The following is an 18,573-nucleotide window of genomic DNA, read 5'->3' on the forward strand; positions in this document are numbered from 1 at the left end:
TTAAGACATCTTCTTAATTGAAATAAAGCTTCCTGAAAAACAGAAAGAGAAAACAAGTATAAAAAAGAGACAAAAAGTAGGCCAGAAGGCCTACTCTGTTTTAAATTGTTGAATTTATTGAGTTTATTTTGCTGCTGGAATGACGAGGGATCTCTCACCGGCAGGCACGAACTCTCTGATTGCACCGCGGCCGAACTCTCTCCTGGGCTCTGCAAAGTTGAAGGGCATGAGGTCGTCAGCGAAGCAGACCTTGATGAGGGGGTTGACGGTGAATGCGTCTCCACGGCCTGCGTGAGCTGCCTGAGCGATACCTGCATATTCACCCTGGTGACCGACGTTCATTGCGTAGTTGGGGTAGTTTGGACCACGGAGTTCGTCTGGGAGACCTTCGTCGCCCTGGTAGGACAGAACGTTTGTGGCACCACACTGATCCTGCAGGTCGTATCCGAAGAATCCGAGCCTTCCCCATGCTTCCTTGTGCAGGTACATAGAGAGGTACCAACCTGAGAGACCGGCATTGGCGTTTGCGGTTGCGAGGGCACTTGCAATACCAGCTGCTGCTGCGAGCACGCTTGCTCTCTGGGAACCACCGAAGTGATCTTCAAGGGCTGTTGGGAACTTCTCGTAGGTCTCGATACCGTAGAGTGTAGACTCGGTTGCGATGTCCTTTACGACTTCAAGGGTTGCCTTTACCTTGTTGTCTTTGCCAATGGTTGCAGCGCCGTTGTACTTGTCATTGATGTAGTCAATGTTGTAGTACACGTTGTTGTCGAGGATATCGTCAGTGTATGCAGCTGTTGCATACTGTGTGAATCCGACACCACCGGACATATAGGATCCGAGCCAGATCTGGTCGTAGAGCATAGTGCCTGCACCGACGACTTCAAGGGAAATCTTTCCTGGGTCATCGGAGACACGGCTTGTCTGGACAATGTCTGACATGTGACCAAAGGACAGTCCACCGGGCTCATTAGGACCACGTGCACGCCTTGCGGGCAGCATTTCACCCATGGAAACCAGAGCTGCGTGCTTTGCAGCAAAGGACAGGTCAGCGACGGCTGCTTCACCAGCGCACATTGCGTATGCGGAGATGAAGGACATACCGATCTGCATGGCTGCCCACCTGGAGGTCTGAGCACCGTCAGTTGTTCTGGAGACAATTGTTGGGATGTGGATTGCCTGCCAGGTAGTCTTGCCGATGGAGGCCTTAATCTGGGCTGCCTGTTCTTCAGGGAATTCCTTGTTGATATCAATAAGGAACTGTTTGTCGATTTCGTCTGCAAGGGCGTCGTCGCCTGTGAAGACTTTCACGTAACAGTCGTCAACAAGGGCAGGGTGGGTTTCAACCATCATTTCCTGAACCACTGCTGCACCGGGCATGGCGTGGTTAAGGACTTCGAGGTAGTGGTTGATGGTTTCAGGAGTGACTTCCTTACCCAGCCTCTTCTCGAGGGTCTCGTGAGCCATGTCAAGACCGACAATACAGGTCCTTCTGATGTCATCCCACATCTGCTGCATTGCAGCGTTGTTTACGTAGTGGAGGTCATCAGGTTCACAAACAATATCAGTGCCAGAAATGACGTAAGGAGTAATTGCACGCTGACCAAGGGGGGCACCGGAGTGCATCATTGGGTTGTAGAATGCAATACCTCTCTTCTCAGCAATTTCTTTACCGGCTTTAATCATTTCGACTTTTCTGGGGTCCTGCTCAGGGCCTAACCTCAGGAACTTTTCAGTCTTGCCGGTGATGTCGACACCTGTCTGCTTGTTTGAACCAAATTCCTGTGCGAACTTGACTTCCATTGAATTTTTAAATTTTGAGAAAATGTCTGCTGCCATTGTGGTCACCTCATTTCGGCTGGAAACCGAATTTTGTCCTCTGATCGAATATCCTGTGTACCCATTCAACGACTTCTGCATCGTCCCTGAAGGCTACATTGTCCACACGGTAAATGGTGGTTCTCTTTGCGGCTTCTTCGCTGGACATGGGCTTGCCGAGGTCTACTTTCCTGTCGAGTGGAATTGCAACCTGGTCCTTGTCCATGATGATGGTGCCGTTTTCAAGTCTTCTCCTGTCGAGCATGTCGAACATTACACCGTCTTCCTGAAGACGGACAGAGTGACCGTGCACAGTTGCACCACGCACACCTGCGAGTGCATGGTCAGTGATTTCGGTTTCCATCTGAACCTTTGCGCACTGTTCCATATCTCTTTCACGGGCTTCAACGATCTGACGACCGGAAAGGGTACCTGGGTCTACACCTCTGAAGTTGATTGCTGCAAAATAGGATCTGAAATATGGGGTTGCAGGCGCGTTGTACATTGAGTCAGCAAACTGAATGTACCTTACTCTGTCTCCTGCTGCTGCACCGGGTGTAGCTGCAACATTTTCACGGGTCGAGCATGCAGGCTCTCCCATCTCTGCAAGTGGTGGGTGGGTGCTTGGATAGTCGCTTCCTGGGGCGCGGTGCCCGAGAACTGCAGTTAAGTCTTCGTCTGAAATTTCCCTGAGTTTCTCAAGTTTTCCAGACATGTGTTTTCTTCTGTTAGCGGCAACTGATGTTGCGCCTGGATAAAATTGTCTTTCGTAAGCCATCTCATGCAACTCCTTTATGATCTTCTAACTGGTCTAATGTAGTCTTGACGTATTTAATGATAAGATTTAGCTTGTCCCTGGGACAGGAATCACCGCGTGTAACTCCACTCACCATATCCATCACAATTCCTTTTGTAAGAATATTTTCATCCCTTGGCATTACTAATCTCGTCTTTATCCCTGCCTCTGCAAAATCCTCAAAATCTACCGGGATCTGGCTGACTACAATCGCCGGAATATTAGCCTGACTCAGGATTTCCCTGGTCTTTCTAACCACATGATCCTTGATATTTCCGAGGTGAATCACGGCCAGCTTGTGCATTTCAATCTGTGCTACTTCTACTGGACTCAGTACAAAAGATCCGGTTCTCATACCTGATTCAGGGATTCCGGAGCCTGAGTAGAGTACCAGCACACTGACCTGAATGTTTTCTTTCCTCATTCCATATGTGATCTCACATACCGGTTTTGTGATATGCCTCTGGCCGGGACTCATGGCAATAGCTACAACCTCAGCACGGCCGGCTTCTGAGAGAGTGCCTCTTTGGGCAAGTCCTCCTCCTCTGCCAAGTCCCGCACCGCATCGGCAGTCAACTACCTGTGTTTCCCGATCGATCATCATATTTTTCACTCATCTTTGTCCTTTATTTCTTCTTGCTCCTTTTGTTTCTCGATAAAGATGAGCTGATCTATCTTAGTTCTAGGATCTACCATACCAAGCAACCTAGGGTCTGCTTCAGGACCAAGTTTGGCATAGTCAGTTACAGTAGGCTTTTTCCTGAGGAAATGTCCTTCCCTGAATTCAAAGGGGAACGGAAGCAATTTTTCGCACACTTCCCTTATCTGTTCTTTAGCTTCGGCGCTTGAAAGTTCAACCCTGATCCTGCCTACACAGATCTTCAATTCAATAACCTGATCTCCAATCTGAATAGGCTTTCTCAGTGGATGTTCTACTTTTTCCCCAGTACCGGGACCGGCAGACACCTTATCGGGTAGTCTGTTTCCCTGCACCATGACGCGAATTACTCCGTCCACCTTGTAGATTTCAGCAATGAGATTCTGAGCTGTTTCAGGGGACAGGATTCTACTGGGAAAAATTTCGATTTGAATAGAATCTTCCGTATTTGAAGCAGAGTCTGACATCTTTAGACCTTTTGAATTATATGTTTAGAGCACTCCTGCAACTGCCTTAATTGGCTCGCGGAATTCTGGTATTGCACCAAACACGTCACCTATCAGGCCGGATGTTGATTCGATTGTGAACATCTGGGTACCTGCATCAAGAGCTACTGCTGCGCATACACAGGGGATTGCGAACCCTCTGGAGTGTCTGGTAACGACGTGGTTACCGTTGAAGACACCAGGCCCACCGCCACCATAGATGGAGTGACTGAAGAATGAGAACCCTACCGCGGTACCTTCTACTTTACCGTAGTCGCATCCTGGAAGACCAGTTTCCTTCTCAAGGATATCGTTGAAGTAGAGAAGTGTTGAGGAAACGTTCTGAGCTGCACGGCCTGCACCACAGTTCACGAGGGTGGCTGCAAGGGTACCAACTGCTGCACAGGCATTCCACTTTGGAACGTCGTTTGCTTTATAGAAGTTGTATCCAGAAGGAGCGGTCTTGTCAACTGAGATAATACCAGCTTCAATTGCCCTGCGGACAACAGATTCGATAACGGTTCCAATGGTTCCGTCCTTACCGTTTTCCTTTACAATTTCATATAAGAGGTTGTTGGCGTTGAGACCCTGGTATGCAAGACCGAGGAGCTGATGCCTCTCGAACATACCGACTGCTCCACCCATCTCGAAGATGCCAGACTGCTCGTAGATGGAAGAGAGAGCGGATGCGTTCATTGCATTCCTGTTGGAGATTGCTGCAACGTGGTTGGCCATAATGTTCCTGAGGGAGAAGCCAAGACCTTCATTGTTCTGGGGGATGCTGAGAATACCCTGAACCTGACCGCCCATGAGATCCATTGTCTGTGGGTAGCTTCCCCAGACAGCTGATTTTACGATAGGAGCATCATAAGGATCAGTTCCAAACATGTCCATAATAGTCTGAGTGACTGCTGCTGCACCAACTGTTGTTGCGGACATGAAGTCGGCACCTGCAATAATCCTGGATTTTGGGGACTGGATCAGGAGGCTCTTTCCGCCTTTGACTTTAATGACATTGGTATCGTCGCCTTCATCGACCTGGACGAGTTTTTTAACATTTTCTGCAATTGCATCAGCATTGCCTACAATGTCATAGTTAAGTCCGCGGCCTAAGATCTGACGGCCCTTTCCGCCCATCTTGCCGCTGGCAAGTGCACCCTGAATACCTGCGAGGTTGACTGCAACTGACCTCTTAGTGTCCATGATGATCGATTGAATTGCTGCGTTTCTTGTTGGAGCAAGGGACATAATGTCGACATTGCTCTCGAGCAGTTTTCCTCTGTCGTCGTAGATGTCTACTGTGTCAGACACTTTAATTTCCTCCTTAATTTATTAAAATCATTTTGGGATTGGTCACCTATTCGAGTGCTTTTGCACTCAATAAATCAAGTACCGCTTTGTTTTTAAGTGTCCACTATTCCCAATGAAATCTCATTCGTTTAGAAGGTACTTAAATCTTTTGTGTTCTCCGATAAATTAATTTGTGTATTTTTTTAAAATATAATATATTAATTTGTAATCTATTTTTATAAAAATATATAAAAAAGCGGCATCGATAGAAAAATAAAATTTTAATATACTTAAAGCTCGTCAAAAATATACCATATGACTTATAAAAAATAGTTAGTTAGAAAACGGAGAATAGATGTCAAATTTATTAAGATGTTGTTTTATACCTGAGAGTCATACCAAAAAGATTTATTAATACCTTGATAATACGAAAGTTTAATATGGAAGTCGTTGTCGATGTAGGCGGAAATCCAGGGGTAGACTGTAGAGGCTTTTGCAAATACTGTTATTTCAAAAAGGTTAAAGACATTCAGCCTCTGGGCTGCAAGTATTGTCTCCCTTTCAAGAAAGGATGTGACTACTGCACACGCAGTGTAAAGGAATCATATTCGGGTTTCAAGCCTCTTCAGGTAGTACTGGAGGAAACTTCAAGAAAACTCTATTTCGCAAGTGGAGAGATTAAAAAATTCACTATTAGCGGAGGAGGAGATTTAAGCTGTTATCCTGAACTGAAGAATCTTGTCGCTTTCTTATCTCAGTTCAAGACCCAAATACATCTGGGGTATACAAGCGGAAAAGGTTTCAGCAAGCCTGATGACGCTCTTTTCTACATAGACCATGGTGTCACAGAGGTAAGTTTTACAGTCTTTGCGACTGATCCGGTTCTAAGAGCAGAATACATGAAAGACCCGGAACCCGAAGCTTCTATACAGGTTCTCCGGGACTTCTGTGCCCATTGTGATGTATATGGGGCAATTGTGCTCATTCCGGGAGTAAATGATGGAGAGGTCCTTGATAAGACTCTCAGTGGCCTTGAAACGATGGGTGCAAAAGGAGCTATTCTGATGAGATTTGCAAACTTTTCGGAAAACGGGCTTATCCTGAATAATGCTCCTATCATTCCGGGCATAATCCCACATAACATTGAGGAATTCACGGAGCTGGTACGTAATTCCGCAGCAAAGCACCCTTCTATGAGGATAACAGGAACTCCGCTTGAAGATCCCTTAATTGGCTCTCCTTTTGCGATCAGGAATGTACCCGAAGCCCTTGAAAAACTTCCGAGGACAACAAAAAGAGCCACCATTATTACAGGCCAGATAGCAGCTCCAAGACTAAGGGAAATCTTTGAAGCTCTTGGAGGTTCCGTGAATGTTGTATCTCCAAAAAAAGATATTGGATGCCTCATTACTATTGAAGATCTCAAAAATATGGACCTATCTGAAGTAAGTGAGACTGTTTTCATCCCTGGGAGGGCTTTTGTTCATGATATGGAAGTTAAGGAGATCTTTAAAAGAGATGGAGTGGACAGGCTTGTTCGCAGAGGTCCGGAACTTCTTTCCGTAGACGGCGAAATGTCAATAGGGATGAAAAAAGAAGAAGTTCTGGAACTGGAAATTAAAAACTTTACCGAGCTTATAGGGCAGATTAATTCCCTTGGGCTACCTATGAAGTAAACTATCCCTAAGCTAAACAAGCTGTCCGACAATTACTTCGGTAATAAAAGAATTCCTTCTTTTTTTATTTAAAGGCCTTATTTGCTTTTTTTTAGCACTTTTTTATTACTACCAATAATTGCCGGACAGCCTGTAAAGACTCAGGGGTTTTACGCTTCGTCATATAAACCATATTATCAAAACCAGCCTAAATCGGAGTAAAAAAGCAGTGAGAGTATTAAAAAAATTACCCTGTTAAAGATACAGATAATCAAACAGATAGTATATAAATAGCATATCAATTATATAAATACGTGAAAAATATATAGAAAAAAATATCAACTTTAAGAGAGTGGACTTATCCCTGTAAGAAACAGTCAAAACCTAAAAAGAGTCTCTTTTCGAAAGGAGGACAAGACTGTTTACAGTAAAATTAGAAAACTAGTTAATAAACACTTCTGTATTTTAGGACTCTCAAAATGCCCTGCCTCCTTTCAAACAAATAGAATAATTTATTTTAAGTGTTAAGATTTCTTGCTATTCGTTTTCAGCGCGCAGATCCAGACATGAAATCTGAAAGTCCCAGTTGTTTAACCCTGTGATTCTCGAATAGAGAACATATATCTTTATCCAAAAGTTCAATTCTCTGCTGGGTATAGCTAGAAACTCCGTACCGTTCCCCAATTTCTTTTGAAATCTCAAGATATTTACGGACAGCTCCTTCGTGCACGGTCAGTATTACATTACCTCCACACTTAGGGCAGGCTCCAGTTAGCGGAGGGCGCCTGAACTTCTCCCCGCATTTTATACAGCGCATCCGCTGCCTGGAAAAAGCACGGAGATTTCCTAGAAGATCAGGAAGGAAATGAGATTTGAGCACCCTTTCAGCTACATCAGGAGCATCTACCGCCCTTATTTTATTAGCAAGGGAAAGTTGTGCCTCCATTTTTTCGATCATGCTTCCGAGAGTCTTATACGAAGAATTGAGAGGGCCTGCAGCAATATCAGAAGTATCATGTGTGAACATAAAATGCTCATATTGTTCCGGAGTTCCAAGTCGACTACTCACCAGATCCATAATACCTTCAAGCTCTGTAGGATTTTTGATCTCCTGAGTAGCCCTGTAAAATTCCAGAGGATATCTTGCAGGCACATCTATATTATGTGCCTCCTTGTCCACTTCTTTGGGATCGATTCTCGTAGTAAGTACAAGAGGAGCATCCATTTTTCCACCCCTTTTCTCCGGGAGATAAGCCCTTGAGAAATTAAGGATCCCATCCATGAGAAGCATTATGCAATCTTCGTCTCCATCGCAGTTCCTGCGTTTTGAAGCATGAAAGAAAGGATGAGCATAGCCGACTGAAGCTCTCGTAAACCCTATTAAACGCCCCAGTACGCCTGCGGAGGTGTGTGGAGCAAGTCCTATGAGCAGTACGCCTACAAGATCCTGAATTGTTTTGGCATTGTAATAGGGTTCAACCCCGTAATATTTCACAAGCAGGTCATCCACATATTGTGCGGTACGCAGCATATACTCGCCCCCGTCATAAGAAATCACGAGGTCCTGGACCTTCAGGCAGACGACCTGATCATCTCTTTCAAGAGGATTTCCGTAAACGTCTTCCACATAACCAAGTTCCTGGAGTTTAGCTGCTGTTATCCCGATTTCATCAGCCCTGATATGCGTAAGAGGAATATCTGACATGTCATAGCGGACAGTCCCGTCCTTAAAAATATAGACATCATGTTTTGCCCTCAAGATTCCCTTTTCCAGGGGTTCAGGAGTCATCTGCCCGTTCATTAGCCGTTTTACACCTTTAATGAGGTCCGTTTTTTCTCTTTCCCCTACATTCTCAAAAGCCTGCTTGTAAATAGAATGAAAATCCAATTTGACATTTGCAACAGAAGTTAGCTTTCTACCGCATTTAGGACAGGTTTCAGAGTTTCGAACCTCAATTTTACAGCGAAGACAGAAGAGTTTGGGACGAGTATACTCTCCGCAATCACAGCGCCAGAAATAAGTCTCTTTTCCACAGGCAGGACACTCCCTGATTCCCATCTCCACTTCAATTTCGCCTATTTTCCCATTCATGGAGGCCGAATAATTTGAAGCGACTGCAAGATTCCGCGTAAGTCCTCCAGCATTACCTATAGGAAAAAGAACCTGAGCTGCAGGAGACATCTTTCTCAGGTTGGCTTTTTCCGGTCTTCCCATTCTTGCCCCTATTCTTGAAGGAGCCCTCGGAAGAACTTTAAATCCACTTAAAAGAGCCGCAGCATTTACCATGTCATCGGTATCAGGTATCTGGGCTTTCTCTTTCAGATGGCAGTCAAGCCCGAGACAAAGAATAAAAGGAAGAGCTTCTTTAATCAGGATTGTGTCAGCTTTTACCCTGTGAAGTACAAGGAGTTTTTCAAGTACGAGTTTGACACCATTTTCCATACAGGCTTTCAGAGGTAACCTGAGGATTCCATCTTCAACCGAGAAATTTCCTCTCTCGGCCACGAATTTCCTTAAAGCCTCAAACTCAGTCCGATTTATGTCATGCCATAAATACGTAAACTTCGGATGTAGAGGTACATCGTATTCTTCCGCAAGCCTGAGAGCCAGAGCCGACGATGGATCTTTCAACTCGTCTTCAGGTATTTTCTCAGAGCAAGCTGCTTCATAGTCATAATGCCACCATTCGAAAACATAAGGTGAAGGCATGAGAGGATGGTTGTTTTCCAGGAAATCCCCGTAATTAATCAGGATCTCTCCAATATCTACTATTACCTCGACCTGCGAGCGGAGCTCATAAGCTTCCTTTATGTCATCTACACGGACAAGGTCTCCTGAATGAAGGCGCACAGTTGGCCCTTCTATCGAGTCTACAGCAGACATAGCTGCAGCCTTTCCAGGCCTTTCAACCTTAAGCTGAGTCCCGTTAGTAACAAAATCGTCAAGCAGAACCATAGTAGCCGGATTGATCCCGGCGGCCGCAAAAGAAGTATTTCTGGAACGCCCGTAGCGGAGCCTGAACCCTCCTGGCCTTGAAGGATGGGAGAAAACCGGCCTGCCTGCAATCAGGTCTCTTATGTACTTATCCTTCGGCTTGATCTTGTTTTTCTGTTCATCTTCTTCATCGCCTCCGGTTTTTGTACCCCCTATGAGGATATCCAGCCAGTCCCATCCGTCCATATGCAATTTATTAACGTGTTTCTTGACTTTGGGGGCTTTAAGGGCGAGCCCTTCGGCAAGCACAAGGCACATTCCCCCTCTGATGCGGTTTGTCCCTATTCTTTCGAGATCTCTGTGCCCTTCAACCTCAGCTTCCTCGGTTGGGTCTCCATCAATACAGACAGGGCAATTTTTGACTATCAAGCGAATCTCGTCTTCCGAGGGCATATACTGCAAGCTTGCGACTCTTTTATAAAGAACGACCTCTTCCACATAACGCTCTACTTCCTCAGGTCTTGGCTTATAGCGGTCAATCCCTATCCCACGCCTTACGTAATCGCCAACGAGCACGGAAAGAGCCTGGGCTGTTCCACCTGCACTCCGGATAGGCCCGGAATAAAAAATCCGGATATACTCGGAACCATCGTCATTCTTTCCCAGTTCGACCTTATTAATCCCTTCAATCGGGGCTGCAACCACTCCTTCTGTAATGACGGCCATGGAAACCCGGATCGCAGCTTCAACTGCATCCTTTTTTGTTGTGAAGTTTCCCACTTCTCCTTCTGCGACCTGCCGCCCGATTTCAAGAGCACATTCTTCTCTTGACATTTTTTCTTCAAGCACTCTAATCTTTGCAGCGACTCCCTCCACACCTATAAGGTTCTCAACCCTATCCGCAAGATCTTTGGCAAGAGGAATTTCTACAACGGGCTTTGGGTCACCTCCACGAGCTCGAGCTGCATTTGCAATCTTGATAGCCTCTTTGAGTCTTGCTTCGAGTTCGTCAAAATATTCGTGCATTTCCGTACTTGCAATCGTTTCACCCATTTGAAAGCCCCTTTAAAAAAAATTGATATTTACCTCTTACGAAGAGATCCAGATGCAAAAATACTTGAAATTGAGGTTATAAAAAGGACAAAAATACCTACCCAGATAAGATAGCTCCCTTCCTTCTCCATGCCCAGAACTGTTAAAAGTAGGCCTACAGCCAGCACTACAAGGTTAATCTTGTTTATTTTTTTATTCTGATCTACGACTTTTTTGTAAGCCCGCTTTTTTTCCAGATTTTCCTTTTTCTCGGCGTTCAAAGTTCTTCCCTCTCAAACACTAACTAAATCTTCAATTTTGTATCACAACTGAGCTCAAACACTGTATTACACTTGGCTTAAACACGGTATTACAATTGGCTTAAACGAGGTATTACAATTGAGCTTAAACACGGTACTATAATTGAGCTTAAGCAACAATCTTCATAGAGGACGCTTCCCTCAGCCGGTTGATGAGAGCTTCCCCAAGCCCAGAACGGCTGAAGGACCCATCAGCCACGATTACATCCAGCCCTTTCTTATCCAGCTTTCTGAGCCCTTCAAAGAGTTTCCTGGCAGCTACGCCCGGATCTGCCCTGGGCCCCAGCAAAAGGCACTCATCTGGACTCAGGTTTTTTAAAGCAAAGAAAGGTGCAGTCTCCTTGCTGGTTTCCTCACTGAGAAGAAGCCCAACTTTCTGCCCTTCGCTCCTGTAACTTTCAAGTAATTTGACAAGCTTTTCCGAAACAGATTTTCCTTCTCCTTCGACAAGCACAACCTTTGTATCAGGAATATAATGCCCATATTTCTGGCCTGCCTTCTTTTCCGACAGATCCGGTTTATCCCCTGATTCGCCGCTTTTGTATCCGGACTTAACTTTTCCTATAATGCTTTCAAGCTCTTCGAGACTTACGGCTCCGGGCCTTAGCACAACAGGTGGCTCAACAGTCATATCAATTACAGTTGACTCAAGCCCTATGGCAGCCTCCCCTCCGTCAAGAATTGCATCAATCCTGCCTGTAAGATCCGAGATGACATGAGCTGCAAGACTGGGACTGGGCTTTCCTGACAGGTTGGCACTGGGAGCAGCAAGAGGAGTGCCTGCTCTCTTTATTAATTCAAGAGGGACTCTATGGTCAGGCATGCGAACTCCTATTGATTTTAGTCTTCCTGAAGTAATATCGGGGACAATCTCGTTTTTCTCCAGGATAATCGTAAGAGGGCCAGGCCAGAAAGCATCCATTAGCTTGAAAGCGCTTTCGGGAATATTTTTAGACACTTTCTCAACATCTTCTCTTGAATGAACAAGCAGGCTAAGGGGATTTCCCGGAGGGCGCTTTTTTGCCTCGAAAATCTTCAGGACTGCCTCTGAGTTCAGGCCGTCAGCTCCAAGGCCGTAGACCGTTTCCGTGGGGAAGGCTACAGTCCCACCACGCTTGATAATCGCTGACGCTCTTTCAAGGACGGAATCAAAATTTTCTTCGGAAACCCGAAAAACCAGAGTATTTACTTTACTTCCGTTTTCTGCCTGCACAGGGGTAAACTCCTTTTCAATTATAATTTTCTGTAGTGTCGAGTCAATCATCAAGGATTCAATAATTCCGAATAATTGCAATCGATTTTATACGACATTTTGTTGTTGACTCAACAGTAGTTCTTTCTCCGGCTTATTTCTTCAGCCACTTATCGATGGCAAGTTCAAGTTCTCTGTGGTTTTTCGCATATTCCTGCAGGCTAACTCCCTCAAGAGCTGCTTCGAGTGCCTGCCTGCAAGCAGTGGCTCCGGCTGCCGTGCCCATTGGATGGGCGTGAATTCCGCCACCGAATTGCATAATAACATCCCTTCCGAAGATAGTGTACAGGTCAGGAATCATAGTAGGGGCAAGCCCTCCGGAAGCAACCGGGAACATAGGCTTCAACCCTCCCCAGTCCTGGGCAAGGACGTGCTGGCTTTCATCCGCAGGCACATTGTCTAACACACACTCATCACGGAGAGATAGAACCTCGTGTTTTTCTCCGTGCATTTTCCCTACTACAGTACCAATGTGAAGCTGATCAAGCCCGACCAATCTGCAGAGCTTGGCAACGACAAGCATGCTTATCCCATGGCGTGGGTTCCTGGTATAGGCTGAATGCATGCATCGGTGGGCATGGAGAGCAAGTCCTGCATCTTCTGCTTCTTCCCTCAGGGTCTGAAGTGCAGTCCAGCCCACAGGTACGATGTCGATCATCGCATAGCTGGCACCCAGGTCTTTAAGAATGTTCATGCGACGGATCATTTCCTTACAGGTAGGAGCAGTAATGTTGCAGAGATACATTTTACGCTCTCCGGTCTCAGATTCTGCCTTTTCTGCAAGCTTCAGGGTAAGTTCAGCTCTTTTTTCAAATCTGTTAAATTTCTGATCCGTAAGGTTCTCGTCATCTTTAACAAGGTCGCAGCCTCCTGCAAATGAATTGTAAGCGACCTCAGCATGTTTTTCAGAGGTTAATCCAACTTTCGGCTTGACAATAGTTCCTATGAGAGGCCTGTCCTGCACACCTGTAAGTTCCTTGATTCCTGGCAACCCGAATCCAGGACCTTTGAATTCGGAGAGCATTGACTTCGGGAAAGCTATATCCTGCAGTCTGAGATTGTCAACGATTTTCATACTAAAGATATTTCCTGCAACCGCACTGAGTACCTGCGGGACAGAACCAAGTTCAAAGAGTTCTTCCGAGTAAGCTACCCTTACAGTCTGTGCATCCTCATCTACGTAAAAAACATGGGGTTTTAGCCTGGCTGCAAGTTCGGGACTGAGTGTGGCGATTTCAGTCCAGGAATCTATAGAGCTTTCCCCTGCCATATGGGTTGCAGCTTCCTCAAAATTCACTCCTGCTGACGGTTCGATATGGAACTCACATACCAGATCAGTATCCTTCGGGCTATAGTCCATGTCTATATAATCTCTTCGCATTGTTTTCCTCCTGACTGAACAAGTTAATCTCCAGAATGAAATACGTTAGAATATACTAAATAGAATTATAGTTCTGATTGAAGGAAGTAACGGAACATAGATAAAAACTTGTTTACTTAAATTGAGTGAGCCTTGATCGAAAAGAAAAAAGGTGAAGGAAGAAAGTAAAATGAGGGAGTTCCTGAGAAACAAAAGAAAAAAGGTAAAGGAAGAGAATAAAATAAGGGAGTTCCTGAGAAACAAAAGAAAAAAGGAAAAAGAAATAAATAAAATGCTTCAGGGAATAAGAGCCAAAAAGATCCTCTCCGAATCGTGTGGAAATTCTCCATTTGATTCGAAGAGAATACGAGAAAATTGCAATCTTTTTTTCAATTAATGGACTTATTAGATTCTGTTCCAGAATCCGGGAATTTTCAATCTTGTATTCACTGGATTCTGGAACTGAATACGTATGAGCATGGGGATTTTAAGTTTAGAACCCAAGCACAAATATAACGGCGAAGTAGATAGCCATTGAGATAAGCCCAAGAGGCAATCCAAGCTTTGCCCATTCTTTACTATTAATACCAAGTTTTCCTGCAGAGATAATGTTCGGGATATTTCCCGGGATCAGCATCCCACCTGCAATTAAGAGACCCATAAGTATACTCTTTATCTGGACTTCGCTAAGAGCAGGTCCTATCTCAGCAGCTGCAAGGGTAGCGTTATCAAGGATGGCTGAAACCATGTTCACCCAGTAAAGAATACCTGACGGGATTTTAATGAAGTATTCAAGTATAAGAGGTTTGAAACCATCTCCGAGAAATGTAAGAGCCATGATAAACACATAAACTTTTACAGCTCTCATTACAACATCTTTTACAGTCTCGTTATACTCGGATGCTTTCATTCCCTGGTCTTTTGGATCAACTTTTCCAAGGAAGAACATTCCAATAATGCCATATGCAAGAATACCAGGAATAATGTATTTGCCCAGCATATTGAATAAGAACATGAAGTCTGCATGGTAAGGTGCACCGGATAATTTTGAGATAGCAATTGTTGAAAGCGGTTCTCCAAGGGGGGTCAGTGCAGCACCAAGGCCGATGGAGAAACACGCAATAATTGTAAGGTCTATCTTTGACTTTCGAGATAGAGGCATTGCATTAACTACCTCAACGAGAATAATTGAGGCAAGAATAGCCGACATCACACTGGAAAACAGACCAAGAATAACAATGAGAAGAAAACCTAAAACTTTTACAGAAAGCATATCAGTTAATTTTCTAATTATTTTGTGAATCGGAGCATGCCATTTATAAATAATCAAGCCGACGACAAGCACTATCTGGAATATGCCGATTGGAATGCCAAATATGTCTCCAACATGTAGCGGTGCAGTAAATGCTTCTTCGATAATTTCCATTCGCCAGCCAGTCTCATTACCCGGGATTTCGACAAAACCTGAAAGAGTCATTGCTGCTATTCCACACACAAGCAGAAATGGTTCCAGATTTTCCTCAATAACGTGTATTTTAAAAGGGCCGAGTAACACGGCTAAGAATATTACAAGAAACCCAGCTAAAATTCCTGGTTCAAGAGCCATTACTTTTTTCCTCCTTTAATATATTTAGACCACAACGTCTGAATAACCTACTGTGAAACAGTGTTAGAGCCTAGAATGTTTTAGTCTTATAAAGACTTGCTCTATTTATTCTTTGGTAATATATTAGTCTTTAATATTCAATTTAATTTTTATATTTTTTACAAATAAAGGTTGTTTACTTATTGAAAATGGGCTTTACCCATAATGCATTTTTTTATATACAGAAATTACTTTCGGTCCAAAATTCGGATTAATCATATAGCTTCGCACCATTTCATTTAATAAGTAAACCTGTTAAATTGTTTTATATATAAAAGTAGACATTAAGTACAAAAATTTTAGTTCAAATAGATCCAGAACTCATAATTTGTAAAATGAGCACAAATGTAGAATTTATTTGCCTAATTGTCCTATATTATTTTTTTAAAGACAAAATGAATATTTAAACTGCTGTCGAGTTGAGATAATATGTGTCATTTTTGTGCATATATATGGAAACATAGGAGAAAATAAAAAACAATGTATATTTTTTAACATGCACATAGTAATTATCACAAAACTGAGTATCCAAAATTATCATACAGTTAACTTTTAACTGGTGATAATGCTCTTGAAAATAAAGACATCAAATCGGAACCTGTGTATAGTTTGTTCTGTGACGACTTCTTAGAATTAAAGCTTAAGATCATTTTTCACGCTTTGAAACAGACCTTAATCTCACACTTAGAAAAGTTATTTCAGGTTTCTGGTGAAGGGCAAAAGCTGTTTCTTTGTTTTTATTTGCATTTGGGAAGCTTTTAGCAGGATTATGAACTGCGGGCTTCTTAAAACGAAGAAAAAGTTCTGCTAATTTAAAAGAAAAAAGAAATTAAAGCCTGGATGATATTCCAGGAAAAATATAAAGAACTCAAATTGAAGATTCAGTTTCAAAATCCAGTGATCTAACCTATAATTTTTCCACCATTTTGAAACTGAATCTTATAACTATGGGCAATTTAGTTTAGAGTTTCAGCACAAAGATGACGACGAAATAGATAGCCATTGAGACAAGCCCAACAGGCACTCCAAGCTTCGCCCATTCTTTGCTTGTTATACCCAGTTTGCCTGCAGAAATAATATTTGGAATATTTCCTGGGATCAACATTCCGCCAGCAATTAAAAGTCCCATAAGGATACCTTTTATCTGGGCTTCAGTAAGTGTGGGTCCTATTTGAGCTGCTGCTAAAGTAGCATTATCAAGAATAGCAGAAACCATGTTAACCCAGTACAGTATTGCTGGAGGTATTTGTGCAAAATATTCAAAGATAATAGGCTTGAAACCATCTCCCAGTAATGTGAGAGCCATGATAAACAAGTAGACTTTAACAGCCCTCATTACGACATCTTTTACAGTTTCGCTGTATTCTTCGGCTTTCATTCCAGGGTCGTTCATACCAGCTTTTCCAAGGACGAACATCCCAAAAAGCCCGTAAATAAAGATACCTGGAACGATATACATGCCAAGCATTTTCATTAAGAAATTGAACTGAGCATGGTAAGGTGCACCGGATAATTTAGAGATAGCGATTGTGGAGAGAGGTTCTCCAAGAGGAGTAAGCGCTGCACCAAGTCCAATTGAAAAACATGCGATAATTGTAAGATCTATTTTGGATTTTCGTGACAGAGGCATTGCATTAACCACCTCAACGAGAATGATTGATGCAAGGATAGCCGACATCACACTGGAAAACAGACCAAGAATAACAATGAGAATGAAAGCCAGAACCTTAACAGACAGCGCTGAGGCAATTTTTCCTATTGCTTTTTGAATCGGCTCATGCCATTTATAGATAATTAAACCAACTATAAGAACTACCTGGAATATGCCGATTGGAATTCCAGCAATATGTAAAGAGTTCAGCGGTGAAGTCAACGCTTCTTTGATTATCTCCGGCCTCCAGCCTGTTTCTGTACCCGGGAGTTCGACAAAACCTGAAATTGTCATTGTCGCAACTCCGCATAGGAACAAAAATACTTCCAGATTCTCCTCAATAATCTTGACTTTAAAAGGGCCGAGCAGTACGGCAAGGAATATTACAAGAAATCCAGCTAAAATTCCTGGTTCTAGACCCATAAATTTTTCCTCCTTTACTATTTAGTCTATAGTAGTCTATAGTGTTCACAGTAAAGTAAGCCTGTAGACTATGCTGTATACATTTGAGCCCTCTAAACAGCCTAAAAAGCTCTTTTTAGGGGGATAAAATAGTTGATCAATAAGTGAATGTAACAAGTATACTGTTTATTGATAAGGAAAATCATTAATTGTGAGCACTGTAGATTACAAAATGATTGGAAATTAACTAATAAATTGACTAATAAACTAACTAATGTTAAACACTGAAAAGCCCCGAATTCTTTAGCTTTATAAAGACCTTCTATATTTTTCCATAGATTAATTCAATATCTGTCTTATAAGAAAGATCTTCAATCTGCTTCCCAATGGGGAAGCCTTATCTAACATGTTTTTTGGCTCTTGAATAGGATATTTTTGATCTTAACTTTATGAGATAATATTTTATCACCTCATAAAAGGCAACAAATATTTTGTCACTTTTATCTTTCTTACTCGAATAATATTGAGTTTTTCTATTGAGAAGCCCTCTACATTTTCGAACTATACACGGTTATCCAGTACCTTACGCACAAGACTGATTCCGGCCTTAAGATTAGAGGAGTCAAGTTCCTCTAGCCAGATAATGACTTGAGCTTTTGTCCTCGACTATACATGCTTCGGATTATTTCGGGACTACAGATTCCCTGTTAAGCAATCATGCGTATATATTTTTTGCTTTTGTTCATGCCAAAAGTACAACTAATTATACAAAAGTCTATAATTATAAAATTTGTGACATAAAGCCACAAATTTTTTAGTTTTATTATTTGAAATCAATCGAATCATTTTTATACTATTTTAGGAGATGTTTTATTTTATTAGATATATATTTGTTAAATTATAATATGCCATAATAATAATAGATCGATTACTGTTGAAAGCCTCAATATCCATGTTAAAAAAAGGGTATTGATATGGAGTATGAAAAGATATTACAAAAGCGCACTATAATAATATTGCAAATTCAAAATAAGGGCGACTCATAAAATAAGACACAAAATAGTAAAGTGAAGGTAAAAAATAGGAAGATAAAAAATAGGAAGATAAAAAATAGGAAGGGAAGAAATAAAGAGGTAAGAAAGAGGGAGGGAAAAACAGGAAGGGAAGAAATAAAGAGGTAAGAAAGAGGGAGGGAAAAAATAGAGAGGTAAGAAAGAGGGAAGGAAAAATAGAGAGGGAAAACAGGTAGGGAGAAATAGAGATAAAGTAGGGCG

The 18,573-nt window shown here is 42.7% G+C and carries 12 protein-coding genes; 1 reads left to right on the top strand and 11 read right to left on the bottom strand.

Annotated elements, in window-relative coordinates:
- Nucleotides 1-123: 123 nt before the first annotated feature.
- From mcrA to mcrB, 5 genes are read right to left on the bottom strand one after another with little or no spacing between them, the layout of a single operon-like run.
- A complete protein-coding gene (gene mcrA, locus MSVAZ_RS18070) occupies nucleotides 124-1,839 on the bottom strand; it encodes a coenzyme-B sulfoethylthiotransferase subunit alpha (protein WP_048123270.1) in 1,716 nt (571 codons plus the stop codon).
- A 10-nt stretch (nucleotides 1,840-1,849) separates the two neighbouring features.
- A complete protein-coding gene (gene mcrG / locus MSVAZ_RS18075; RefSeq protein ID WP_048123272.1) occupies nucleotides 1,850-2,596 on the bottom strand; it encodes a coenzyme-B sulfoethylthiotransferase subunit gamma in 747 nt (248 codons plus the stop codon).
- A 1-nt stretch (nucleotide 2,597) separates the two neighbouring features.
- Nucleotides 2,598-3,218 (bottom strand): methyl-coenzyme M reductase I operon protein C, encoded by a 621-nt coding sequence (gene mcrC, locus MSVAZ_RS18080; protein WP_048124332.1) that lies wholly within the window; start codon nucleotides 3,216-3,218, stop codon nucleotides 2,598-2,600.
- 5 nt (nucleotides 3,219-3,223) lie between these two features.
- On the bottom strand, nucleotides 3,224-3,739 hold the full coding sequence (gene mcrD, locus MSVAZ_RS18085) for a methyl-coenzyme M reductase operon protein D (RefSeq protein WP_048123274.1): 516 nt from the start codon (nucleotides 3,737-3,739) through the stop codon (nucleotides 3,224-3,226).
- Nucleotides 3,740-3,763: 24 nt separating this feature from the next.
- Nucleotides 3,764-5,068 (bottom strand): coenzyme-B sulfoethylthiotransferase subunit beta, encoded by a 1,305-nt coding sequence (gene mcrB, locus MSVAZ_RS18090; protein WP_048123276.1) that lies wholly within the window; start codon nucleotides 5,066-5,068, stop codon nucleotides 3,764-3,766.
- A gap of 419 nt (nucleotides 5,069-5,487) precedes the next feature.
- Between mcrB and mmp10 the strand changes: the two genes are divergently transcribed.
- Complete coding sequence (mmp10, locus tag MSVAZ_RS18095) at nucleotides 5,488-6,723, top strand: methyl coenzyme M reductase-arginine methyltransferase Mmp10 (RefSeq protein ID WP_048123277.1); 1,236 nt, start codon at nucleotides 5,488-5,490, stop codon at nucleotides 6,721-6,723.
- 526 nt (nucleotides 6,724-7,249) lie between these two features.
- Here mmp10 and MSVAZ_RS18100 read toward each other — a convergent pair.
- The 6 genes from MSVAZ_RS18100 to MSVAZ_RS18130 all read right to left on the bottom strand — a co-directional run bounded on the left by MSVAZ_RS18100 (nucleotide 7,250) and on the right by MSVAZ_RS18130 (nucleotide 17,320).
- Nucleotides 7,250-10,690: a DNA polymerase II large subunit gene (locus MSVAZ_RS18100; protein WP_048123278.1), complete on the bottom strand. Its 3,441-nt coding sequence runs from the start codon at nucleotides 10,688-10,690 to the stop codon at nucleotides 7,250-7,252.
- A 29-nt stretch (nucleotides 10,691-10,719) separates the two neighbouring features.
- Nucleotides 10,720-10,950: a hypothetical protein gene (locus MSVAZ_RS18105; protein ID WP_048123279.1), complete on the bottom strand. Its 231-nt coding sequence runs from the start codon at nucleotides 10,948-10,950 to the stop codon at nucleotides 10,720-10,722.
- Between the two features lie 148 nt (nucleotides 10,951-11,098).
- Entirely contained in the window at nucleotides 11,099-12,253 is a 1,155-nt protein-coding gene (locus MSVAZ_RS18110) for an L-threonylcarbamoyladenylate synthase (RefSeq protein ID WP_332310031.1), read from the bottom strand.
- An 82-nt stretch (nucleotides 12,254-12,335) separates the two neighbouring features.
- Nucleotides 12,336-13,622, bottom strand: a complete 1,287-nt coding sequence (rbcL, locus tag MSVAZ_RS18115) for a type III ribulose-bisphosphate carboxylase (RefSeq protein WP_048123280.1) — start codon at nucleotides 13,620-13,622, stop codon at nucleotides 12,336-12,338.
- Between the two features lie 472 nt (nucleotides 13,623-14,094).
- Entirely contained in the window at nucleotides 14,095-15,207 is a 1,113-nt protein-coding gene (locus MSVAZ_RS18125; RefSeq protein ID WP_048123284.1) for a DUF1646 family protein, read from the bottom strand.
- 1,000 nt (nucleotides 15,208-16,207) lie between these two features.
- Nucleotides 16,208-17,320: a DUF1646 family protein gene (locus tag MSVAZ_RS18130; RefSeq protein WP_048123286.1), complete on the bottom strand. Its 1,113-nt coding sequence runs from the start codon at nucleotides 17,318-17,320 to the stop codon at nucleotides 16,208-16,210.
- Nucleotides 17,321-18,573: the final 1,253 nt, after the last annotated feature.

It is taken from the genome of Methanosarcina vacuolata Z-761 (genome assembly GCF_000969905.1).
GTDB classification, from domain to species: domain Archaea; phylum Halobacteriota; class Methanosarcinia; order Methanosarcinales; family Methanosarcinaceae; genus Methanosarcina; species Methanosarcina vacuolata.